This window comes from Chthonomonas calidirosea T49, assembly GCF_000427095.1.
Lineage (GTDB): Bacteria > Armatimonadota > Chthonomonadetes > Chthonomonadales > Chthonomonadaceae > Chthonomonas > Chthonomonas calidirosea.
The window spans coordinates 2,485,668-2,510,015 of the sequence record NC_021487.1 but is presented as its reverse complement, the minus strand read 5'-3'; the positions used below and the strand labels follow the sequence as shown (position 1 = coordinate 2,510,015).

General features: G+C 54.9%; 17 protein-coding genes. 10 read left to right on the top strand and 7 right to left on the bottom strand.

Going from position 1 to position 24,348, the window contains the following annotated elements; genetic code table 11:
• Positions 1 to 25 precede the first annotated feature (25 nt).
• The 8 genes from CCALI_RS10480 to CCALI_RS10445 all read left to right on the top strand — a co-directional run bounded on the left by CCALI_RS10480 (position 26) and on the right by CCALI_RS10445 (position 10,078).
• Complete coding sequence (locus tag CCALI_RS10480; protein ID WP_016483460.1) at positions 26 to 991, top strand: NAD-dependent epimerase/dehydratase family protein; 966 nt, start codon at positions 26 to 28, stop codon at positions 989 to 991.
• Between the two features lie 15 nt (positions 992 to 1,006).
• The gene (locus tag CCALI_RS10475) at positions 1,007 to 2,083 is read left to right on the top strand and encodes a kinase (protein WP_016483459.1); all 1,077 of its coding nucleotides are present in this window, start codon (positions 1,007 to 1,009) and stop codon (positions 2,081 to 2,083) included.
• Positions 2,084 to 2,095: 12 nt separating this feature from the next.
• Positions 2,096 to 3,049 (top strand): NAD-dependent epimerase/dehydratase family protein, encoded by a 954-nt coding sequence (locus CCALI_RS10470; protein ID WP_016483458.1) that lies wholly within the window; start codon positions 2,096 to 2,098, stop codon positions 3,047 to 3,049.
• Between the two features lie 29 nt (positions 3,050 to 3,078).
• The gene (locus CCALI_RS10465) at positions 3,079 to 4,044 is read left to right on the top strand and encodes a thiamine pyrophosphate-dependent dehydrogenase E1 component subunit alpha (RefSeq protein ID WP_016483457.1); all 966 of its coding nucleotides are present in this window, start codon (positions 3,079 to 3,081) and stop codon (positions 4,042 to 4,044) included.
• A complete protein-coding gene (locus tag CCALI_RS10460; protein ID WP_016483456.1) occupies positions 4,019 to 5,065 on the top strand; it encodes an alpha-ketoacid dehydrogenase subunit beta in 1,047 nt (348 codons plus the stop codon). The genes CCALI_RS10465 and CCALI_RS10460 overlap by 26 nt, the downstream gene beginning before the upstream one ends.
• Position 5,066: 1 nt before the next feature.
• Positions 5,067 to 6,338 (top strand): DegT/DnrJ/EryC1/StrS family aminotransferase, encoded by a 1,272-nt coding sequence (locus CCALI_RS10455; protein WP_016483455.1) that lies wholly within the window; start codon positions 5,067 to 5,069, stop codon positions 6,336 to 6,338.
• Positions 6,339 to 6,348: 10 nt separating this feature from the next.
• Positions 6,349 to 9,696 carry a glycosyltransferase gene (locus CCALI_RS15325; RefSeq protein WP_016483454.1) on the top strand — a complete coding sequence of 1,116 codons (3,348 nt, stop codon included), beginning with the start codon at positions 6,349 to 6,351 and terminating at the stop codon, positions 9,694 to 9,696.
• Positions 9,697 to 9,868: 172 nt separating this feature from the next.
• Entirely contained in the window at positions 9,869 to 10,078 is a 210-nt protein-coding gene (locus CCALI_RS10445) for a hypothetical protein (protein WP_016483453.1), read from the top strand.
• A gap of 69 nt (positions 10,079 to 10,147) precedes the next feature.
• On the opposite strand, the gene CCALI_RS10440 is transcribed toward CCALI_RS10445, so the two are convergent.
• On the bottom strand, positions 10,148 to 12,874 hold the full coding sequence (locus CCALI_RS10440) for a hypothetical protein (RefSeq protein WP_016483452.1): 2,727 nt from the start codon (positions 12,872 to 12,874) through the stop codon (positions 10,148 to 10,150).
• Positions 12,875 to 12,982: 108 nt separating this feature from the next.
• Here CCALI_RS10440 and CCALI_RS10435 point away from each other — a divergent pair, with 108 nt between their 5' ends.
• The gene (locus CCALI_RS10435) at positions 12,983 to 14,224 is read left to right on the top strand and encodes a glycoside hydrolase family 57 protein (protein ID WP_016483451.1); all 1,242 of its coding nucleotides are present in this window, start codon (positions 12,983 to 12,985) and stop codon (positions 14,222 to 14,224) included.
• Positions 14,225 to 14,276: 52 nt separating this feature from the next.
• On the opposite strand, the gene uvrA is transcribed toward CCALI_RS10435, so the two are convergent.
• From uvrA to CCALI_RS10405, 6 genes are all read right to left on the bottom strand, one after another.
• On the bottom strand, positions 14,277 to 17,258 hold the full coding sequence (gene uvrA, locus CCALI_RS10430; RefSeq protein ID WP_016483450.1) for an excinuclease ABC subunit UvrA: 2,982 nt from the start codon (positions 17,256 to 17,258) through the stop codon (positions 14,277 to 14,279).
• 158 nt (positions 17,259 to 17,416) lie between these two features.
• A complete protein-coding gene (gene flhA, locus CCALI_RS10425) occupies positions 17,417 to 19,537 on the bottom strand; it encodes a flagellar biosynthesis protein FlhA (protein WP_016483449.1) in 2,121 nt (706 codons plus the stop codon).
• Positions 19,538 to 19,710: 173 nt separating this feature from the next.
• Entirely contained in the window at positions 19,711 to 20,181 is a 471-nt protein-coding gene (locus CCALI_RS10420; RefSeq protein ID WP_016483448.1) for a hypothetical protein, read from the bottom strand.
• Positions 20,182 to 20,196: 15 nt separating this feature from the next.
• On the bottom strand, positions 20,197 to 20,526 hold the full coding sequence (locus CCALI_RS10415) for a cyclic-di-AMP receptor (RefSeq protein WP_016483447.1): 330 nt from the start codon (positions 20,524 to 20,526) through the stop codon (positions 20,197 to 20,199).
• Positions 20,523 to 21,164 (bottom strand): dTMP kinase, encoded by a 642-nt coding sequence (gene tmk / locus CCALI_RS10410; RefSeq protein ID WP_016483446.1) that lies wholly within the window; start codon positions 21,162 to 21,164, stop codon positions 20,523 to 20,525. The genes CCALI_RS10415 and tmk overlap by 4 nt, the downstream gene beginning before the upstream one ends.
• 8 nt (positions 21,165 to 21,172) lie before the next feature.
• Positions 21,173 to 22,936 carry a R3H domain-containing nucleic acid-binding protein gene (locus tag CCALI_RS10405; protein WP_016483445.1) on the bottom strand — a complete coding sequence of 588 codons (1,764 nt, stop codon included), beginning with the start codon at positions 22,934 to 22,936 and terminating at the stop codon, positions 21,173 to 21,175.
• Positions 22,937 to 23,532: 596 nt separating this feature from the next.
• Here CCALI_RS10405 and CCALI_RS10400 point away from each other — a divergent pair.
• Complete coding sequence (locus CCALI_RS10400; RefSeq protein WP_016483444.1) at positions 23,533 to 24,345, top strand: sugar phosphate isomerase/epimerase family protein; 813 nt, start codon at positions 23,533 to 23,535, stop codon at positions 24,343 to 24,345.
• Positions 24,346 to 24,348 lie beyond the last annotated feature (3 nt).

Genomic DNA, 24,348 nt, shown 5'->3' with positions numbered 1-24,348 from the left:
ATAAAACTTACCCAAGGAAGAGGGCATGGCCGTGAATACAAATGAGCTTCCGCTGAGACGCTCCCTCCTCGTAACAGGAGCGGCAGGCTATCTCGGAGCCGTGTTTTGCGAGCAAGCGCTGCATGCGGGCTACCGTGTTGTAGGCATAGATAACCTGCTCTATAACCAACCAAGCCTCCTACATCTTTGCAGCCATCCAAACTTCGATTTTGTTCAAGGTGACATACGCGATAAGCAGCTCATGTGCTCTCTTTTACGTCGTGCCGATGCCATCGTCAACTTCGCCGGCATCGTGGGCGCCCCAGCCTGCGATCGTAACCCGTGGTTAGCGCGCGAGGTCAACTATGAGGCCGTAAAACAGCTCAATCGCCTTCGTAGTTCTCAGCAGCTCTTCCTGCAGCCCACCAGCAACAGCGGCTATGGCACCAAATCTGGAGAGACCTTCTGCACTGAAGAGACTCCTCTAGAGCCTATCTCCCTCTATGGGCGTACAAAAGTGGAGGCGGAGGCGGAGCTACTGGCCAGCCCAAACGCCATCTCTCTGCGTCTAGCCACGGTATTCGGAGCCTCGCCGCGAATGCGTCTTGATCTCCTGGTGAACCATTTCGTCTATACGGCCGTTACAGATGGTTATCTTGTGCTTTTCGAGGCAGGTTTCAAACGCAACTACGTGCACATTCGTGATGTGGCCGACGGCTTTCTGTTCTGTTTGGAGCACGCCGACCGCATGGTGGGGCAAGCCTACAACTTAGGCCTTGATAGCGCCAACCTCTCCAAATACGAACTCGCTCTAAAAGTGAAGGAGTTCGTCCCAGAGTTTCATATTGTTTGCTCTGATATAGGTTCCGACCCCGATAAGCGCAACTATATTGTCTCCAGCGAAAAGCTCAGGCGCATGGGCTTTGAGGCTCGAAGAGGGCTAGAAGAGGGCATTCGCGAACTGCTGAAGGCCTATGCGCTTTTGGGAAGACGACCCTTCAGGAATATCTAACGGCGAGGAACCACCATGATCATCAGCAGAACACCCTATCGCATCTCTTTTTTTGGAGGAGGGACCGACTACCCGGCCTGGTTTCGTACCTATGGCGGCGCCGTGCTTGCCGCCACCATTGACAAGTACTGCTATCTCAGCTGCCGCTATCTGCCTCCCTTCTTCGACTTTCGATATCGTGTGGTCTACGCGAGAACCGAGAGTACAACCACAGTGGATGCCATCGAACACCCGGCCGTGCGCGAGGTGCTCCGTTTTTTAGAGATCGAGCGCGGACTTTCCATTCAACATGACGGCGATCTGCCGGCACGCAGCGGCATGGGCTCTAGCTCCGCTTTCACGGTGGGCCTATTGAACGCGCTTCATGCCCTCAAGGGGCAAATAGCGACCCAACAACAGCTAGCCCAAGAGGCCATTTTGGTCGAGCAAGAGCGTTTAAAGGAGGTGGTCGGTTGCCAAGACCAGGTTATGGCCGCCTATGGCGGGTTGAACCACATAACCTTTTTACCGGACAGTCAATTTTTAGTGAGACCGGTTACCCTTACCTCAGAGAGACTTTTGGAGTTGAATGCCAGCCTCATGTTGTTTTATACAGGAGTCAAACGAACAGCCGCCCAAGTGGCTGAGACCTATGTGCAACACCTCAACGCCAAGAAGCAGCAGCTGCGGGTTATGAAAGCGCTCGTGGAGGAGGGCCTCTCCATATTAACGAGCCAGCGCGACCTTAGGGAGTTCGGCGAGCTGCTGCATGAGGGTTGGGAGCTAAAGCGCTCCCTTAGCGATTCGGTAAGTAACCAGCGCATTGACGCTATCTACGAGACGGCACGCAAGGCTGGAGCTCTCGGTGGCAAGATCACCGGTGCCGGAGGAGGAGGTTTTCTCCTGCTCTTTGTGCCCCCAGAAAATCAACCCACAGTAAAAGAGGCCCTCGCAAGCCTCATCCATGTGCCTTTTCACTTCGACTTCTCTGGGAGCCGTATTATCTACTTCGACCCAGAAACCGACTACGCCATCGTGGAGCAAGAACGAATGCGGCAACCGCTTACCGCATTTGAGGAGTTAGCCTTCACCACCCCGTCTCAGGCAGCCTAGGAAAAAAACTCTATGAATCTAGATAAGCATACAAAGATCTGGATAGCCGGCTCCGATACGTTTCTGGGCTCGGCCTTGTTAAAAGCTTTTCAACGAGCTGGCTATACACACTGTTCTGGCGACCCAGTAGGTATAGACCTCACCAATCCATCCGATGTGGAGATGCTGCTCGCCCGCTTTAGGCCTACCGTTGTTCTTGTTGCGGCAGGACTTTCCGGCGGAATCGGGTTGAACAAACGCCAGCCGGCCTGCCTAATGACACACAATCTTCAGATAGTTACCAATATCCTTCCAGCCGCACACAGTTTTGGGGTAAAGCGGCTCCTCTACTTCGCAAGCTCCTGCATCTATCCGAGAGAGTGCCCTATGCCGGCGCGTGAGGAGATGCTAATGAGCGGGCCTATGGAACCGACCAGTGAGTTCTACTCCATGGCAAAACTGACCGGTGTAAAGCTTTGTGAGGCGTTTCATCGGCAGTACGGTGCCGATTTCTTCGCCGTGATCCCCACAAACCTCTACGGCCCTCAAGATGCCTTAGACCCAGAGCGCGCCCATGTTGTGGGTGCCCTGCTGAACCGTATTGGCTGGGCAAAACAGATGCAGCTCGCAGAAGTGCAGATTTGGGGCACGGGCAATGCCCGACGGGAGCTATTGCATGTTGACGACGCAGCAGAAGCGGCGGTGCTGTTAACAGAGCGCTATGCGGAGGAGAAACCGGTGAATATCGGAGGGGGCGAAGTGTATAGCGTTCGTGAGCTGGCAGAAAAGATCAGCGAAGTGGTTGGCTACACAGGCCGCCTCTGCTTCGATATCTCGCAGCCAGACGGCGCTCCCTACAAAGCGCTTGATGGGCGCATTTTGAGAGAGATGGGTTGGAGACCACGGCGCACTTTAGTCGAGGGGCTACAAGAGATGTGGCACCACTTCTTAGAGTTGCTCTCTGGAGAGCAGCGCAGAGTGGCTTAGGACTTGAAAACGAAGGAGATATTACATAGATGCTGGCGCGTTTCTACCACGCACTCTACCGTATACGCCGTGTCGAAGAAGAGATCGCCCGGATTTACCCCACCGATAAGATCAAAAGCCCGTGCCACCTGTCCATAGGTCAGGAGGCCATTGCCGTCGCCGTATGTGAGGCGCTTCTACCGGAGGATGTGGTGTTTATGACCTATCGCGGACATGCCCACTATCTTGCCAAAGGCGGCGATTTGAACCGCATGATCGCCGAGCTTTACGGTAAAGCCACCGGCTGCGCGAAAGGTAAAGGCGGCTCGATGCACCTTGTGGATGCAGAAATGGGCATTATGGGAGCCTCCGCTGTGGTAGGCACCTCGTTGCCCCAATCGGTAGGCTATGCCTACGCCCTCAAAGTGCGCAAGGCCAATTCCATCGTGGCTAGTTTTTTTGGGGACGGAGCCACCGAGGAGGGGGCCGCTCATGAAAGCCTCAACTTCGCCGCCTTAAAGCGTCTGCCAGTCCTCTTCATTTGTGAAAACAATGGCTATGCCATCCATTCTCGTCGGCAAGCGCGACAGGCCAATTCAGACCTCTGCGCCTGGGCCAGTTCCTATGGCATACCCACAGCAAAAGCCGATAGCAACGACATCTTCTCCCTCTATGAAACGGCACAACAGGCCGTTGAGCACGTACGCCGTGGGCAAGGTCCCTATTTCCTTGAATGCCTCACCTATCGCTGGAAGGAGCATGTGGGGCCGGGAGACGATTTTCATGTTGGCTATCGCTCGCTCGATGAGCTGCAACCATGGCTGGAGAAAGACCCGCTACGGGCGCTGGCCCAGCAGCTAGAGCCCACGCTGCGCTGCGCTATCGAGACAGAGATCGAACAAGAGATCGCAGCTGCTTTTACTTTCGCCGAAGAGTCGCCCTGGCCTAACCCATCAGAACTATTCACCGATACATTCCACGAGGTGCAACATGGAGCGATTGTTAACGTGCGCTGAGGCCATTCGAGAGGCCACCGAGCAAGAGATGGAGCGTGACCCCAGTGTGCTGGTTTTGGGGCAAGGCGTTGATGATTTTCGCGGCATCTACGGTACGACCAAAGGATTAGCGCAAAAATTCGGCGCCGATCGCGTTTTCGACACCCCTCTAGCCGAAGATGGAATGACCGGAGTGGCCATCGGCGCCGCCCTCGCCGGAATGCGCCCCATCCATGTGCATATTCGCATGGACTTCCTTTTGCTCTGCATGAATCAACTCATCAATATCGCGGCCAAAACCAGCTACATGTTCGGTGGCTCACTCCATGTGCCGTTGGTGGTGCGCAGCGTCATCGGACGCAGTTGGGGGCAGGGAGCACAGCATTCGCAAGGGATTCACGCCCTCTTCATGCATATTCCCGGACTAAAAGTGGTGGCCCCTAGTACCCCCTACGACGCCAAAGGGCTTCTCATCGAGGCCATTCGCGACGACAACCCGGTGATCTTCGTGGAGCACCGTATGGTACACGCCCTTAAAGGGCATGTGCCAGAAGAGAGCTACACAGTTCCTTTTGGCCGCGCGCGCATCCTAGAAGAGGGAGAGGATATTACCTTGATCGGCATCTCGCATATGGTGGTAGAGTGCCTTCGGGCCGCACAGTGTCTAACCCAAATAGGCATCCGGGCCGAGGTTATAGACCCTGTATCGCTAAGCCCCTTAGACGCCGAAACCATCGTAAAATCGGTGCGAAAAACCGGAAAGCTTCTCGTGGTAGACACCGGGTGGACACCTTGCGGCGCGAGCGCAGAGATCGTGACGCAGGTCGCCGAGCGATTGCAGGGCGAACAAACTCTTCGCTTTGCCCGCATGGGCTACCAGCCTGTTCCATGTCCCACCACACCGATTCTTGAGGAACTCTTCTATCCGAACCCCCAAACTATCGCTGCCATGGCCGCACGCCTTGTGCGTGGAGAAGCCTACGATTGGATGCCCGACAAAATCGAAGCACCAGAACTCCTTCAATTTAAAGGACCTTTCTAACATGACTGCCCAACCGAACTACCGCCCCCCAAAACGCCTTTTTGAGCGCGAAACGTCCGCCCTCTCTTCGGTCTCTGCAGCCATCGTGGCCTCCCGACTGAACTGGCCACTTATGCAGAATAACCTAACACGCGCCGACCTCGACGCCGTCATTGCACTGCTGCAGCAGGAAGACCCAAAGCTGACTCATGGGGAGCACGTTCTGGCCTTTGAGGAGGAATGGTCGCGCTGGCTCGGTGTTCGCTACAGTGTTATGGTGAACTCAGGTGCGTCGGCCAACTTGCTAACGATGACAGCTTTGCGCCTGCTGAAGGGGCCTGGTGAGGTCATTGTGCCCACCATCACCTGGGTTTCCGATATTGCCTCCGTGCTGCAGTGCGGTTTCACACCGGTTTTTGTGGATATTGACCCCCATACCCTCGGCATGGACACCCGCCAGGTTTTGCAGAAGTTGGGACCCAATACGCGTGCCGTCTTTCTCACGCATGTGCTCGGCTACAATGCGCTAACGGATGAGCTGCTTGGTGAACTGGAACAGCGCGATATTCCCCTCATCGAGGACGTATGCGAGTCGTACGGCGCCACCTTTAAGGGACGTAAATTGGGAACCTTCGGCCTCATGAGCAACTTCTCCTTCTACTATGCGCACCATCTCACCACCATTGAAGGCGGCATGATTTCGACCAACTCTGAGGAGCTGTATGAGATGTTGCGAATGCTGCGCTCGCATGGCATGGTACGCGAAGCGCACTCCAGGAACTGGCGCCACAGCTATAGCCGGCGCTATCCCGACCTTAATCCCGATTTTATCTTCGCTTACCCTGGCTATAATGTGAGGCCAACGGAAATCAACGCCGTTATCGGGCGCTCGCAGCTTCGACGGCTCGACGAAAACAATGCCAAACGACGCGATAACCTACGCATTTTTCTAGAAAACCTCGATCCCCAAAAATACTTTACCGAGTTTCGTACGGAGGGCAACTGTAGCTACGCGCTCACCCTTGTGTTACGTAAACCCGATGAGGCTCTCTGCACCAACGTCATGCTAACACTGCGCGCCCATGGAGTGGAGTTCCGCCGAGGCACAGCCGGAGGAGGGAACCAGTTGCGCCAACCCTATTTGGAAGGTGTGGTTCCGCGAGGTATTTGGCATGACTACCCTGAGGCCGATCATATTCACTTTTACGGTTTTTACATCGGTAACTACCCCTCTCTTGAACCCCAGAAGATCGAACAGCTGTGCGCACTGTTAAACTCGCTTTCGGGAAATTAAGGAAAAGACCATGGAGATACAACGTAGTGGGGCGAAACAGGACTATTTGGTTTCGGCTCTGGTGCCGCTCTACAATGCCGCCCGGTTTCTCCCAGGGCTTATAGAAGACCTCGAAGCGCAGACTCTCGCTTCGCACCTCGAAATTGTGCTCTGTAACACGGCCTCGCCCCAAAACGAACAGGCGCTCCTTGCCGAGTATATGCGCCGCTACCCCAACATCGTCTCTATCTACATAGATCGCCGAGAGAATGCCCATGAGGCGCTTAATCGGTGCATCCAAGTAGCCAGCGGACACTATCTCACATTGGCCTGTGCCGATGACCGTCACCGGCCCGATGCCATCGAGCGAATGGTGCAAGCGCTTGAAACCCATCCCAACATCGGGCTTGTCTACGCGGATAGTCTTATTACGCATGGCGAGAACGAGACCTTTGCCAACCACAACGCCCACGCTGTTTTTCGGTGGCCCGAATACAGCCTACGTCAAGCGCTCATGTACGCTATGTTCGGACCTCAACCCATGTGGCGGCGCGAGGTACACGAGAAAGTCGGTCTCTTTGATCCAAGTCTTTCCATAGTGGGGGATTACGACCTTTTTCTGCGGATCGCGCACCGCTGCGGAGCCTACCACCTGCCAGAGATTTTGGGGCTGTTTCGAGCAGGAGGCCTCTCAATGAATAGCAGCGATGCATGCGTCAAAGAGACGCTGCAGGTGCTACGTCGTCATCGCTCCACAATCCCCCTTGAAGATATCTACCCGGACTTGAATGGCGAATGGAAAAACGATGCCTTCGCCCGCGCCGCCGCTCTCATGGACTATGCGCGCTCTCTGCTCGTGGCCTCGAGTGTCCCCGCAGAGATTGGGTTTGTAGAGTCCCTCTACGAAGAGGCAAGAACCCTTATCGGCGACCACCCCATTCTATTAAATAATTTGGCGGTTCTCGCATGGCTGAAAGGCAACACAAAGGAGGCCACGGCAGCATTCGAAAAGCTTGCGCTCTTCGGCATTCCCCTTGCACTTCAAAATCTTAATGTGATTCGATCGGCTCCCATCCCACAAACGCTAAATCTCTCTGTAGGAACTTTGCGCCATCCCGTGGTGCGCGTGCTGCCCGAACTGCTGCCGCCCGATCAGGTGCAACACTCTTGGAGCAAAGCAAGTCCGCAATCGCTTCTTTCACCAGAGGGGCGTAAAGCTGACAAAAGCGCTCTCTCCTTCATCGTAATTACCGGTGGAAAACGGCAAAACCTCATCGCCCTGCTCGTTCAAAGCATTCGCAAGCAGCGCATCCCCAAGTACGAGGTGCTGATCTGCGGGAACTGCGAAGGGCTTCAGTTCGAAGGAGAAGACGTTATCCTTCTCCCTTGCCCCGACCTCGCCGCGCAAGGAAGGCTAGGCGCTATGCGCAACCATGGTATCGCACGGGCGCGTTATGAGACCCTAGTCTTTTTAGACGACGATTGTATCCTAGATTCAGAATGGTATGTTCATCTCCTCAAAGGCCCCGACACGTTCGACGTGCTCACCATGCAGGTGCGCATGCCAGACGGCACGCGCTACTGGGATCGTGCCACAAAGGCACCACAGCGTGGCCAAATGATTCTCTGTGAAGGAGAAGAGGACCACGCTATCTATGCCACAGGAGGGGCCTCTCTTATGCGCGCTGAAGTGGCTCGGATGGTGCGCTGGAACGACCACTTAAAAGTCGGTGAAGAAGAGGATATCGACTTTTCTCGCCGCTGTAGAGCTATGGGTTACTCCATAGGTCATCTTGCGGACAGCCTTATCTACCATGCCGACGCCACCTATACCTCTTTGGGACGCTGGGTATACCGACGTAAGGGGGGACGCACCCAAGAGTGGATATACACAGTGGAAACTCAAGATTCCCTGCAACTCTATTCCGAAGCCTTAGCGCGTTTTGAACAGGGAGAGCTGGCAGAAAGTATTGACTGTCTGCGCTGGGGCCTGCTGAATCATCCAGAGAATCGTGAGTTTCGGTTTGGGCTGTCCGCCATCGCCTTCCTTACCGGGGGGAACCTATCGAATAACGCCTGGTATCCCAATGGCTGGCCGCGCTTCTCTCAATGGCTCGCCGAACTCCAAGAGAGCACGGCAGCGGAATCGCCATCGGAACCGGCACCACACGTGGAGCATCTAGATCGTCCGCTCTCGCCCTATTTCTTTGCCTCCTCGGCCGATGTAAAAACATCGGATCCGCTATTGCAAACCCTTCATGAAACACGCGAGGCTCCCGATGCCCTTCTTTTCGCCTGGAGGCAAGCTGGCATAACGCCCCAGTTATGGGCGCAACCGTGCAGTTCACAAGCCCCACAATATCCTCTACTGGAGGCGGCTTTAATGAAAGCGCACCTGATTGAGGAGGGTGCCGCGAAAGCCGATCTGCTTATAACGTTTGCCCCTTATGAAGAGCCCTCCATAGAAGCCGACATTCACATTGGGCGGCTGCAGTGGCCAACCTTGCTTCCATCCTCTGCATGGATCGCTGCCTGCCAAAAGCTCGACCGTATTTGGGTGCCCACCTCCTCTCAGCGTGAGAGGCTCCTCGAAGTCGGCATAGAGGCCGAAAAAGTAGGTGTGGTGCCACTCGCAGTTAACTGTGACCGTTATCGGCCTCAGACAAAAGGGCAGCCACAAACCCCTCCGTTAAAGGGCATGCGCCGCTTCAACTTCCTGGCGCACTTCGAATGGAGCCGTACATATGCTTGGGAGACGCTCGTCCGTGCCTTCCTTCAAGCATTTCGACCGGAGGAAGACGTCGCCCTTGTGCTCCATCCTTTTGCCCTACAGGAAAACGCCGCTCAGCGGATGCGACAGGAGTTAGCCCAGTGCCTTCTCCCTATGTTGGGCGCTCGACACCATCCTAGCATTGTGCTGCAGACGACGCCCTTGGAACCGGAGCTTTTGCGGGCGCTTTATCGTGCATGTCACTGTTTTGTCTCTGTGGCGCGAACGGCCGATATAAAACGTTCGGTTCTTGAGGCCATGGCCTATAGCCGACCGGTGATCGCGCCGGCTTGGGGGGCCATGCAGGAGCTTCTTTCAGAGGAGACGGGCTATCCGGTGCAGGCCATAGAAACGCCTGTGAACTTCGTGGCCGCTTTAGAGAAGCCGTGGCTTCGTGAAGGGCGCTGGATTGATATTGACGAGGCCGATCTCAGCCGGCAGATGCGCCTCGCTCTCGATAATCCAACAGAGGCCGATGCACGAGGCGAACAGGCGCGTCTGTTTTTAAAGCAGCGCCATGACTATCGTGTGGTCGCCTCAACCCTTCAGCAAGAGTTAAAACGTTTAGAAATCGAGAAACCATCTGTTGTCATCGCGTACCAATTATGATTAATATAATGTTGCTTTATATTACAAAATTGCCAATTAACTGATTTTAGCTTTCCCAGCCGTTACGGAGAGCCCGTACCTATCCCCTAGACAAATATATGCTTGCGCAATTGAAAAGAACGTCGTATAATGTACTTACACCATTTTGATAAAATGCGCAGGTGATCTGTCCATGCGATCCATTTTAACTCCCGCCCAAAAAGCTGCAAATGCCCTCAAGCGTGCTGAGCGCGCTCTCCGCGATTGGCAAGACGACCCGGCCAGCCCACGCCGTGACGTAGATAAGATGCTAGCGGCACTAGCCGAGTTGCGAATGTTGGTTCAAGCCCACCTTTTAGAAGAGATAGAGCAACGTACCGCAAGTCCGCCCTCTAATCGCTAGCGCTCGGTATTTTGCAACCTCTTACAGCCCTCCTCATCGTGACCGATCAGGAGGGCTGCTTTTTAATCGCTAGCGCTCGGCACTTTGTGACCGAACCTTTATCGTTAATGTGGATTTTTCTTCTAATGCGACAACTAACCTTCCTGTCGGTTGGTCGAAAGTTAGGGCATCTGTGGGTGCAGGCTTGCCGTTTATCAACACCTCCGGTTTTGTTTGGAAGCCACTCATCAGCACGTAGTATCTCTTTATTGGCCAGCCATTCACCTCACAGGTCACACTGTTGCTGGTTTCGCGCAACGCCTTGATCTCCCCTGGTGCCTGCAGCAGTAGATGAGGCTTTAGGAAGGCATGAAACGAATAGAGGGGCGTTTTACGGAAGAGGAAAGGAAGTTCAGCAAAGAGGGTGCAGGGATTGATGGCAGGGTCGTTGCGGATTTGGCCTTTCAGATTGAAGGAGTCGGGCAGCAGCCCCTGTCGTAACGGGTCGGAGCCTATCGGCCAGGTCTGTTGAATGCCGGAGATCGTGATTCCGTCGGCGATCTGACGCCACGGCCCTTTGGGGTCAAACGGAGCAAGCTGATACAGGGCGCTTGCATAGACAAGGCCACACCATTGCACCGGTAGGCCCATCCAGTTTGGAGCCACCCAATGCGTTGCACCGAAGACGGGTGGAGTGGCATAAGGCCCGACGGCATGGCCGGTAGGATTATAGAGATAGACAAATGGAAGCCCCGTCCACGCCCAAGCTTTAGCGCGTTCGAGAAACGCCTTATCTCCGCTGAGCATATATCCCAACACAAACGCCCGCACGAGGTGGGCAGAGGCTAAAATATCGGGCGTATGCAGCGGCACCTCCCATGACTGAGCACCTCGAGGCACCGTGTTGTCAAATCGCTCGAGAGCGCGCAGATGTTGCAGAGCCAGGGCGATGAGCGTGGGATCGCCAGAGGCAATAGCGTTATACAGAAGATTCACCACCACGCTGGCGGTAAGCCCGTTTGCTGTTCGTGTTGGGTTGGTGCTCGCCAAATCTTCCCCATGGGGCGGTGGATTATAGAGGATAGTGCCCTCCGGTGTAAATTGCGACAGAGTACTGCGGGCTGTTGCGGCCGCAGTGTCAGCGTTCTCTATCACATGCCCAAAAACGAGGGAGGGTACAGGAAAACGCACATGGCCTATCCCCGCACTGTTGAAATCCTGCGGAGGGACAGCCGAGAGATAGCGCTGAGCTCCCTCTTCAAGCTCTTGGGCTAACGCGGTATCGGCCCCTTGCGCCGCGGCGTAAAGCATCATGGTGGGCGCATCGGCAACTGGTTGAGGGCCAAAGTTGGGATAGGCGTGGCGCAACCTATCTCCCTCTACAATGCCGGAATGAAGCCACCCCGATGCAGCCAAGTGAAGGCACCCCTGCCAATCTAGATGCGCATCGGGGAGGTGAGGCAGTCCCCATAGGCTTACGTAGCGCTGAATGGCCGGGACTACGGTTTGCCCGTCCCCACAAAGAATGTAGGCCGTACTATGGAAGGGTTTTTCTGGAGAGATTACGTTGCCATCGTAGGGAAGCAGGCTCCCCTCCTCTCGATTCAGACCGTTAGACCCGGGGAAGAGGACCCCCATTACCTGGGCGCCAGAGTGAAACTGCCTATCTGGAGTATCGAAGAGAGCGCACACGTTCGGCGCCATCTGCCAGGAAAGAGCGATCCAGTGATTCTGCGCGGCCACCACCATGAGCGGGAACGTTATCTTCTCGGTATCCGGAACTTGGCGATTGGCCTGCGGCCCGCGAATGTCGGCCTGACTGCTAGAGGGCTCATCCGGCCCAAGGTACTCTAGACCGGGAAAAAGCGCTTGAGTTTTGTGCTCCCCAAAGCTGCCCAAGCCTGGAAACAGAAGAAAGACCGGCAGGAAGATGACGTTGCGTGGCAGATTAACTCTAACCTCCACATCCACTTGAATAAGGTTGGGAGCAGGAGCGGAAAACCGCTGGCTTAGCGTCCATAGTGCCCCATCGGGGTCTTGCAGCGTTGTCTGTACCTTTAACCTATCCCCCTCTTTCTGCACAGAAGTCTTACCTTGGAGAGGAATAAAACGTGTCTTACCGTTCTCTATATAACCGATAAGGGCTTTATTATCACCGGCGGCCATGGTGGTGCCTTTAAACCTCACCACAAAGTCACCCATCTTATCCGGATTATGCAAAAGCTCTAAGGAGCCGCTTCGAAGGAGAAGCGCTTTGGGTGAGAGAACAGGTGCCGTAGGATGTGGCCATTCAGGTGGGCGGAGAATATCCCGCTTTTCAAAAGCCATCCAGGCAACGGTACAGGTGCCGTGATCGCCTGGAGGGTCAAAGCGAATCTGGTAGTTAAGCCCAAACGACGGCACCGGTATCCGCAGCGTTACCCATCGTTTTGCAGGTACGGGGAATCGAACGGATGCTGGTTCTGTTGGTGAGGTGCCTGCAGGAAAGTAAAAAAGCTGACCAACACCTCCTTGATCTGAATAGAGACGAATGGAAAACCAGAGCGGTTGGTTCTGTGGATAGTCGAAAACAGGGCCAAAGAGGTAGGGGTCTTCCCCTCCAATGCGTATCTGCAAACCTTCAGCCGTTTGCGATAGACCGGCAATGTCATGCGTCGGTTGCCACTGCTGGGCATACTGGCTTTGGCGAAGATCAAATCGCACGACCTCTTGCGCAGCGGCGCCGTTAACACAAACCATACCGCAAACAAGCAGAGCGAGAATGAGATAAAGGTCGAAGCGGCCTAAGGATAGTGGTAGGCAGTACATGTTAGACATCGGCGAAACCTCTCAAAAGGGATATTGTATTTGTACGGTGTTCGCAGATATACTTACATTGGGAGAGGCTTTTCTCCTGCCTGCTCCATCAGAAAGGAACAGCGATCTGTGACCCTTGTCACCTTCTTTTTTTTCGCTCATCAACCGTTTCGTCTTAGCGCGTATGAGCAGCGCGGTTCACATCGCGACCTGGCTCCAGAGAAGTTTTACGATACCTACTTTGACGATACTCTGAACCGACAGATATTTCACCGTGTTGCCGAAAAATGCTACTACCCGGCTTCCAGGCTCCTGCTAGAGCTTATTCGTGAGCACAAGGACACGGAAAAACCGTTTAAGTTTGCTTTTGGGCTCTCCGGGACGCTTTTAGAGCAGGCTCAACGCTACGATCCAGGGGTTATTGCGCTTTGGCAAGAGCTTGCGGCCACCGGTTGTGTGGAGTTCACCGGTGAGACCTACTACCACTCCTTAAGTAGCCTTTTCCCTGGAGATAAGACCGAGTTCCATGAGCAGTGTCGGCTTCATGCCGACACCATCGAGAGACTATTTGGCAGACGTCCCACCGTTTTTCGCAACACGGAGTGCCTTTACAACGACTCGGTAGCATGGCATGTACAACAAATGGGCTATCAGGGCATTATCACGGAGGGCGTGGACTGGGTTTTGGAGGGATGGCGCTCGCCGGATTTCGTCTATGAAGCGCCCTGTGGCCTGCCCGTGCTGCTGCGAAACTACCGCCTCTCCGACGATATTGCCTATCGTTTTCCAAACCGTCATTGGGATCAGTGGCCTTTAGATGCCGAAAAGTTTGCCTTCTGGCTCTCTACCAACACCGATATGAACGTGCTCTTGGCTATGGACTACGAGGCTTTCGGAGAGCACATCTGGGCGGATACGGGCATCTTCGACTTTCTGCGCAATCTTCCTGGAGCCATTAAGCGTCACCCGCAACTCGAGTTTGTCACGCCCACAGAGGCCATTCATCGTCTGCCTCGCGTGGGTACCATCCACGTCCACGATTTCGCAACCATTTCATGGGCAGACAAAGAGCGCGATACCTCCGCTTGGTTGGGCAATGAGATGCAACAGTTTGCTTTTGAAGAGATCAAGCGCATGGAGAAGCCCATTCGTGCCACGGGCCACCCAGAGTTTTTGCGCACTTGGCGCCTGCTGCAGACAAGCGACCATCTCTACTACCTTTCAACAAAAGCCCTGAGCGATGGAGATGTCCATCAGTACTTTAGTGCCTACGGCTCCCTCTTTGAGGCTTTTATACGCCTCCAAACGGCCTTAAGTGACCTGCTTCATCGGGCAGAGCGTTATGTCGAGCAAGGCTCCTCGGCTCCTTAAGGGCCCCTCTTAGGCTGCCCATGTAAAGTAAAAGGCCAAAACGACAGTCAGGCTATCCATCTAGGCCTAACACCTTACGCAAATAGCGGCCGGTGTGGCTTTCGGGCACTTCAGCTACCTTCTCCGGCGGTCCTTCGGCAATAATGCGTCCACCGGCATCGCCTCCCTCCGGCCCCAAGTCCACAACCCAATCCGCTGTTTTGATGACATCGAGGTTGTGCTCAATAACCAAAACGGTGTTGCCGGCATCTACCAACCGATTCAACACACCGATAAGCTTCTCCACATCGGCGAAATGAAGACCGGTCGTCGGCTCATCAAGAATATAGATGGTACGGCCGGTTGGCCTCTTGGCCAATTCGGTGGCGAGCTTCACGCGCTGAGCCTCACCACCGGAAAGAGTGGTCGCCGGCTGCCCAAGCCGAATATAGTCCAGCCCAACATCGTGCAGCGTTTTGAGCTTCCGCACCAAAGGCGGCAGATTCTCAAAAAGCTGTAGGGCTTCCGATACCGTCATATCGAGCACATCGGCAATAGATTTCCCGCGATACTTCACCTCAAGTGTTTCACGGTTGTAACGTTTGCCCTTACAGACTTCACAGGGAATATAGACGTCTGGCAGAAACTGCATTTCTATCTTGAGAATGCCATCTCCCTTACAGTTTTCACAGCGCCCACCTTTCACATTGAAAGAAAAGCGACCAGGCTCATAGCCGCGCATTCGCGCATCTGGCGTGCGGCTGAAGAGATCGCGAATCAGATCGAAGGCGCCCGTGTAGGTGGCGGGATTAGAGCGGGGGGTACGTCCGATGGGCGCTTGGTCAATATCTACAACCTTATCCACAAACTCTAAACCACGGATCGCTTCGTACGCCCCCCACACTGCGTGCGTACCATAGATATGGTGCATGAGCAGCGGGTAGAGGGTCTCTTGGATGAGGGTTGATTTCCCGCTGCCACTGACTCCGGTTACCACCACAAAAAGACCTAGCGGCACGCGAAGCGTTACATTTTTGAGGTTGTGCTGGCGAGCGCCTATCAGCTCCAACCAAGCCTCTTTGGGCGCACGGCGCTGTTCCGGCACGGCAATGCGACGGCGGCCGCTGAGATACTGGCCGGTGATAGAGGTAGGATGACAGCGAATATCCTCAATCGTTCCCTGCGCTACTACCTGCCCACCATGTTCGCCGGCACCGGGGCCAATGTCAATAATCCAGTCGGCCGCCTCCATCGTCTCCTGATCGTGTTCGACCACAAGCACCGTGTTACCGAGATCTCTTAGGCTTTTGAGGGTGTTAATTAACCGCGTGTTATCCCGCTGATGCAGGCCGATGGAGGGCTCGTCGAGAATGTAGAGCACTCCCATAAGGCCCGAACCGATCTGGGTTGCGAGGCGAATACGCTGAGCCTCCCCTCCCGCCAAAGTGCGGGCACTCCTATCCAGTGTAAGATAGTCTAGCCCCACATTCAATAGGAACCCTAGTCGTGCCTTGATCTCACGAATAATCTGACGTGCGATCATCGCCTCTCTGTCGGAAAGCGTGAGCTGGTCGAAAAAGGCCTGCAGCTTATCTAACGGCATTGCGCATAGCTCCGCGATGTTCTTGCCGCCTACAAGCACGCAGAGGGCTTCGGGCTTGAGCCGTTTTCCTCGGCAGGCAGGGCAGGGTCGCTCACTCTGATACTGCGCAAGTTCCTCACGAACAAGGTCACTGCTTGTCTCCTGTAGCCGCCGCTCCAACATGGGGATAACGCCGGGGAACTCGGTATCGAAATGGCGAACCCGCCCCCACCGATTTCTGAACTCCACCGTTACATTGCCCTCTACACCGTACATGAGCGCATGAAACTGCGACTCGGAGAGCGCATTAAGAGGTGTATCCAGCGTGAAGCCAAGTCGGCGTGCCGCGGCCTCAAACAGGCTTCGCTGATAATCGTGCAGACCGCCCGTGCCCGATTTTGGTGTGAAGGGCCGAAGCGCCCCTTGATGAATGGAAAGGCGGCGATCGGGTGCAATAAGCTGGGGGTCGAACTCCTGCATAAAGCCTAATCCATGGCATTCTGGACAGGCGCCATAGGGCGAGTTGAAAGAAAAGAGACGTGGCTCGATCTCGTCAAAGTTAAAGCCCTCTTCATCCGATGAAAACTTTTCGCTGAAACGCAGCTCCTGCTCCGACTGCCCCTCTTGAGCCAACACATGAACCACGACGACGCCCTTGCCACGCTTCAAAGCCTGCTCCATCGAGTCGGCAACGCGTGTACGAATGCCCTCCCGAATGACCAATCGATCAATGACGATCTCAATGGTGTGCTGCTTATAGCGTTCCAGAGAGGGTATCTCCTCGCTGAGGTCTACGGTCTCCCCATCAATGCGGGCACGGGTAAAGCCCTCCTTTCGAATCTCCTCGAGCTCCTTACGGTACTCCCCCTTACGCCCACGTACAATGGGGGCAAGTATCTGCACACGGCTGCCCTCCGGTAGGGCAAGCACACGGTCTATCATCTCCTCAAGAGATTGCTTGCTGAGCGGCTGGCCGGTTTTGGGGTCGTGAGGAACCCCAATGCGCGCAAATAGGAGGCGAAGATAGTCGTAAACCTCCGTAACCGTGCCGACGGTAGATCGAGGGTTCTTACTGGTGGACTTCTGGTCTATCGAGACGGCAGGGCTGAGCCCATCAATCTGGTCTACATCCGGTTTCTCCTGAAGACCGAGAAACTGGCGGGCATACGCCGAGAGGCTTTCTACATAACGGCGCTGCCCTTCAGCATAGAGGGTATCGAAGGCTAAGGAGGATTTTCCCGACCCACTCAGGCCGGTTATCACCACCAACTTATCACGAGGGATGTCGAGATCGATGTTTTTAAGGTTGTTTTGACGCGCTCCACGAATACGAATGAAACTGCTGGCAGCAGTGCTCTGGAACGCACCTGTAACAACTGATCGGGATGGATTGGCCTGGCTGTCTCCTCCATTTTCTGGCAACGGAGACTCTTCGGGCTTTGCCCCCTGCAGCAGCGATACCGTCGGTTCCATCCTCAAGCAACTCCCTGTGGCAACGATTCACAGGCGCATTATACCTTAATGTTTCAAACCGACTTCAGAAGCTATGCTGCATTCGGCTTCCAAGCTCAAGCCCAAATCTCTTCTATTCTATCTATTGTCCTGACGCCTCCCACTTCATAGATGGGTCGCTATGTAGTTCCACTGAGACTAAGAGTCACATCAACGGTGCCCACAACTTCCACATCAACGCCTGGCACGATCTCGGTGTAAGCCAAAACGGCCAAGTGAGGCAGGCTGCGTTCGATCAGCCTCTTTAAAGGCAGACGGATCTGGCCCGAACAGAGCAAAACCGGCACATGCCCCTCCTCAGAAGCCTGGTCCATCTGCTCCTTCAAACTCCGTAAGAGAGCTTGAGCGAGGTGAGGATCGATGGCGAGCATAAGGCCGGTCGGGGTAGGCTGAACGGCACCTCGCAACTCCTGTTCTAAAGAGGCGGCCAGTGTGATAACCCGCAGCACACCGTCCTCATCCTGATACTGTCGGCAGATCTGCCGCGCAAGCGCCCCCCGCACAAACTCGTTCAAAGCGTCAATATCGCGTGTGCGAGGAGCGTAATCGGCCAGCGTCTCCAAAATGGTGGTGAGGTCACGAATGCCTACCCGCTCCTTCAAGAGGCTTTGCAGCACCTTCTGCACCTCTCCCAGAGTTAGAACGTTAGGAATCAACTCGTTTACAACGGCCTCATCGCGTTTTCGTACCTGATCAACGAGCTTTTGGGTCTCTTGGCGCGTGAGCAACTCGGCCGCGTGAGCTTTGATGACCTCCGTAAGATGGGTTACAAGCACCGTAGCCGGATCTACGGTGATGTAACCGGCCAGCTCAGCGCGATCTTTGAGCGACCGATTGATCCAGATGGCAGGCGTCCCCATGGCCGGCTCTGTGGTGGGAATGCCCTCGAACTGCTGACGCACCATGCCCGTATCCAAAGCCAAAATGTAGCCTAAGAGCAGCTCATGGCTCGCTACCGGTGCGCCCTTGATCTTAATTTGGTATTGATTGGGGCGCAGCTGGAGATTGTCTCGAATACGAACGGTTGGCAGTACAATCCCAAGCTCCATAGCGATCTGCTTGCGCACCCCTCCTATCCGATCTGCCAAGTCGCCGCCCTCCTCTGGAAGCGCTAAAGGCACCAGCCCGCTGCCGAGTTCCAGCTCGATGGTCTCTACATTCAAAAGCGGCAGCACGGCCTCCGGCCCTTTGGGGGCGGCGCTAGCGGCAAGCTTCTGCTTCTCGCTCTCTTTCAGCGCGCGTTTCTGCTCTTCCTCCGCGCGCCGCGTTAAGAAGAGAGCGCCACCGCCGGCAGCCGCCGCCAAGAAGAGCAGTTGAAGCTTAGGAAAGCCCGGTAATAACGCCAACAGAGCCATTAGACCGGAGACAAGGATGAGAGGGCGTGTGCCTTGAAACAGCTGCTGGAAAAAGGCCTGAGCGATCGGTTTTTCAGAGCCAGCCCGTGTGACGATGAGGCCTGTCGCGGTGGAGATCAAGAGTGCAGGAATTTGGCTGACGAGTCCTTCACCAATGGTGAGTAGGGTATAGGACTGCAGAACACTCATCACGTCGCCTCCACGGCTCAACCCCAAAGCAAACCCACCTACAATATTGATGATAATGATCAAGATAGCGGCGATGGCATCGCCTCGCACAAACTTGCTCGCACCGTCCATTGCCCCATAAAAATCGGCCTCTAGCTCGATCTGCTTCCGTCGTTCTTTCGCCTGCTCCTCGTTGATCAGCCCCGCATTGAGGTCGGCATCAATGGCCATCTGTTTGCCGGGCATGGCATCCAAAGTAAAACGGGCGGCCACTTCCGCCACGCGCCCAGCACCGTTGGTGATCACCACAAACTGCACCACCACAAGAATTAGAAAAGCGATAATGCCCACAATGTAGTTGCCACCCACCACGAACTTTCCGAAAGCCGAGATCACCTCACCGGCATGGCCGGTACCCAAAATCAGTTTCGTGGCGGCCACATCGAGAGCCAAGCGAAAGAGCGTCATGATCAGCAGTAGCGACGGAAAGATGCTGAACTGAAGCGGCTCTACCGTGTAGAAGGCTGACAAGAGAATAAGGGCAGAGCCTCCGATATCCACCACCAAGAGCAGGTCCAGCAGCCATTCAGGCAGCGGCACGATGAGCATGCCGAGCACCAAAATGAACAGAATGGCCAGTACCATATCGGCACTGCGCGTGATCCGCTGGAGGAAAGAAGCAAAACCTTGTGAGAGTGAAGAGGGGGCCGAGGTCATCCTATCGCTGTCATCTCCTATTGAGCCTGAAAGAGACCCTAAGGTGGTCTATCTTTCATTATCGGTAAGGGGATGACCTGTTTTCAGGGGAGAATTTAGGCCACTATTTAGGAACGTGGGTATCTTGCCTGAGAACGCGGACAAGATTGCCCACCAGAAAGGAGCGCAACGTGCTAGCGCAGGGGGTTCTGAGCACACCATTCAAACAGAGCCAGCCACTCAGCACGTTGATGGGCTACAAGCTCGGGAACATCCCTTCCACCTGCCCTAGCGACGAGGTCAACAAACTCAGCAGGTTTTAACTCCGGTCGCTCCCGAAGCAGAGGGTGAGAGGCCGCCCGACGCATCCAGTAGTGACTGTTGGAGAAATCACCCTCTCGCCGATGCATAATGCCATGCCAGAAGGCGCCAGTGGGGTCGGGAAGGTTTTGGCAGATGGCGTGACAACGCTGCAGATCATCCACGTAGAGCCAAAGCCCTGCAGCCAGATCGGGGCGGTTTTGCAGAGCCGGCCGCTGAAGCACCTGTTCTACGAGTTCGGTATGATGTGGATGACTGCCTAACAGATGGGGCATGGCCTGCTCCAAAGGTACGGCATCGAAGAGCGGTTTACAAGCAGTGGCAATGGTCTCAGGTAACGCCAATGTCGTGACCTCCTCTTAAAAACGTTCAAAACGTTCGACATCGAGCACAAAACAGACCGCACCGCCTACCAACACCTTTACTGGGCTCGGCATAAAGGTGCCTACGGGCGCCGCATCGGGGGGAAGCACGTTAACAAACTGCTCCCGTGTTTTGCAGCTCTCCCCGATCACATCAATGACTTTATCTACATCTTTGGACTCGACACCGATCAGCAGTGTTACGTTGCCTTCTCGAAGAAACCCGCCTGTGCTGGCAATCTTGGTAAATTGAAAGCCGTTGCGCAGAAGCGCCTCGGTAATTCGATTCTTATCACGATCGTGGACAACCGTAATAACCAATTTCATACTTTGCTACCTCGTGTTTCCATGGTGCGACCGGCCAATAGCTCGAAAACAAGTGTGCATACTTCCCGATGTATCTCCTCGGGAGGCCGACGGGCGTCGAGGGTGCGGATGCGCTCAGGATACTTTTGTGCCAACAGCAGATACCCTTCGCGAACACGCTGTAGGAACGTTAGGCCTGCTTCCTCCATGCGATTTTTCTGCGTTTGGCGCTCCAAGCCGATCTCCGGCGGCAGATCGAGCAGTATGGTAAGGTCGGGCACAAGCGAGTTCGTAGCGAAGTTGTTGAGCTGCTCTATGGTCTCTGGATGGAGGTCTCTGCCATAGCCTTGATAGGCCACACTCGAATCGATGTAGCGGTCGCACAAAACTATGATACCAGAAGCAAGGGCGGGGCGAATAACGACCTCGGTGTTTTGGGCGCGAGAGGCGAGAAATAGCAGGAGTTCGGCGCGAGGAACCATGCATTGCTGCAGTAAGAGACGTCGCACCTCCTCGCCGACGGCATCCCCGCCTGGTTCGCGGGTTACCAACACCTCATAACCTTTCTGCTGTAGCACTTGGCGCAGGAGAGAGAGCTGCGTGCTCTTTCCTGCGCCATCAATCCCTTCAAACGTAATGAGCCGGCCGTTGGACAGCATGGTGAGACTCACGCGCCGATAGGCAGGATGCGCACACGGCGCTGCGGTTCAACCCCTACGCTCTCAGAAGCTAGCTGGTATCGTTCCGCAAGGAGATGCTGTAGACGACGTATTTGGGGACTTGCCGGAGACAGCTCCACCGCTGTGTGGGTCTGTTTCACGATCTCGATGGCCTCCCGCGCTTCTTGAAGCGCCGCATTTTCCATATCGAACTCCTCTTCGAGCTCTTCAGGCCCCATTCCGCCGTTCCCCATGCGGAAAATCTCACGCAAACAGCCCGCTATTTGCGCGTAGGTGTTGCTCTTTATGGTGTAGATAGGAAGGCGTCGCTGCGCGATCTCCCGCATCTTTGCCGGCTCCCGCTTGTAGGAGGCCTTCAAGGCGATCACGGCATCGGCATCGCTTACATCACGAGCGATGAAGGCCGAAACGTGCAGCTCCGCTATGGCCCTATCTAGTCGGCTCCGACTCACGCCATAGGGAAAGATGCGAACCGTGGAAGGAAGCGGCCTTGCCGGACGTGCGATCTCCTCCCCGTCGCGCCCTTTTTCGGGAGCCGCGGCTTTTGCATCGCCATTGCGAGCCACCCGTGGAATCGTATAGAGAGTCTCCTCTGTCCCTTCTACAGGTTCGGGCACCTCATGAAGGGTGGGCTGAAACTCGTTGGAGCGCTGCACGATCTCGATACGACCATCGGGAGTGCGTATCCGTATCTCAGGACGTGGTGGGATGCCGCGTAGCATGCGGTCCACCGTTTTCTCCACGTCCATATGGATCGCCAGCTTATCCACATCCATGATCTCGATCACCACGTCGAAAGTTGGTGGCGCTTTGCGCTCGAGAACCGTTTTCTGGGTGCCGCGCCGACGTGCCTCGTCGTCGGAAAGCGTCACGGCATGGATACCCCCCACGAGATCGGAGAGGGTGGGGTTGAGCAGCAGGTTTTCCAAGCTGTTGCCGTGCGCGGTACCGATGAGCTGTACCCCTCTTTCTGCAATGGTTCGGGCGGCAAATGCCTCCTGCTCGGTGCCGATCTCATCAATAATGATGACCTCCGGCATATGGTTCTCCACCGCCTCGATCATCACGTTGTGCTGCTCTTCAGGAGAGCTCACCTGCATTCTTCGCGCACGTCCGATGCCGGGGTGCGGAATGTCCCCATCTCCGGCGATCTCGTTGCTGGTGTCCACGATCACCACACGCTTGTTCAGTTCGGAGGAGAGCACGCGGGCCACCTCGCGAAGTTTCGTGGTTTTACCCCGCCCTGGGCGCCCCAGTAACAGTATGGATTTGCCGCTTTCCACCACATCTTGGATGATATCTATGGTGCCAAAAACGGCCCGACCGATTCGGCAGGTAAGGCCGATAATGCGCCCCTGACGATTGCGTATGGCCGAAATGCGATGCAAGGTGCGTTCAATGCCGGCCCGATTATCCTTGCCGAAAGCGCCTACACGACTTACCACGTACTCGATCTGCTGAGCAGAAACCGGCTCTGTCCCTAGCTCCACAACCCTTTCGGGGAAACGAGCCTCCGGGATGCGCCCAAGGTCCATTACGATCTCTAGCAGGTCGTTCAAGGACGGCTCTTGCTCGAGATACTTGCGGATGTCGGGCGGAAGGGTTTCTAGAAGCTGATCGAGGTTGTCGGTGATCTGTTGTTGTTGCACGGTTAGTGGGCGTCGTAAAGAACCGGAAAGATCTTGCCCACGATGCAAGGAAGTCCCTTGCGCTTCCGGTTCGTACCAAGACGATATTCTCTGCATTTGCATGAGAAGGTTCGATTGTCTCCTAAGACTACTCTTTTGAAAAGATTTGGATTTACGGATTATCTGTGTCGCTTCCTTGTGTCACGAACAATAAACCTTAACCAATACGATATCGTTGCAGCACCACCTCTTCGATAAGGCATGAAGAACTGCTTTCAACCTTTGCGTTCCCCCCTATTTTAAAAGACCGAAATCGGGCCAAGAAAGTTTCCATTAGGCCAGCACACACGATTTTATTTTGAAGTTTCACGATCTGCCCTCGCGAATCCTGCATCCATAAGAACACACAGGGCTGTTACCTGAAGGCGAAGCGCCTATTGGAAGAGCCAGGAGAAGTTGGAAGGTGTTCGTTGTGGCTTTGAGGCCAATGCCACTTCCACGTGATGTTGAATCTGAGAGCAGGAGGTGAACTATTAGCATTCGAGGTTCCGAGAGGAAACAAATAATTTCCATCAGGGACAAACCCTTTCGCATTTTGGCGATGGGGTTGACTTTTGAAGAGGAAATAACCTTGCCCACCATGAATATATGGACAATAAATAGTGCCCGGACGGTATCGCCGCTCTGGGCGAGGTACGACACCGATTGAGGAAGAGGGAATGCATCGTTCACAACTTGCTATCAACACGGTATCGTTAAGAGGCAGTTTAGAGGAGATTTTAGCGGCCTGCGCCGAAGCTGGCTTTGAGAACGTAGAGTTCGCACTAGGACAGGTTCGCGATCGCCCGGTATCGGAGCTTCGTCATCTCTTACAGCGGCATAGGCTGCGCTGTATTGGAGGATTTGAGACGGGCTTAGAGGCTTTTTCCGATAGAGAGCAGCGTGCGGCCAACCATGCACGCGTCATCGAGAACGCCCGGCTGTTGGCGCAGCTGGGTTCTCGTTGTTGCCTGGTTGTGGGTACCGATGGTCCAACCCATGCAGGAGCCGATCCCATCGGCGTTCTTGCAGAGGCTTTTGCTACAGTGGCCGACGCCATAGCCGATACCGACGTGAGACTCTGTTTGGAGTTCAACTGGTCTCCCTTGGTGAAGTCGTTACGTACGGCGGTGGAGGTGGTGCAGCGCACCGGCAGGGCGAACGTTGGGGTGTTGTTCGACCCCGCTCACTACCATTGCACCCCCACCAAGTTCGAGCAGATCAACGCCACCTCAGTAGCTCATATTTACCACGTGCATGTAGACGATATGCGGGACAAGCCGGGTGAACTCTCCCATTGCAATGACGATCGCGTGCTTCCGGGGCAAGGATGTTTAGACCTTCGAGCTATTTTTGATGCCCTAGAGCGTTATGGGTATAAAGGTTACTACTCCATTGAGATGTTCAGCAAGGAGCTTTGGGCACTTCCACCACTCGAAGCCGCCAAACGGATGTACGATAGCCTGCTACCCTATTGCGAGGAAACGAGGTAAAGA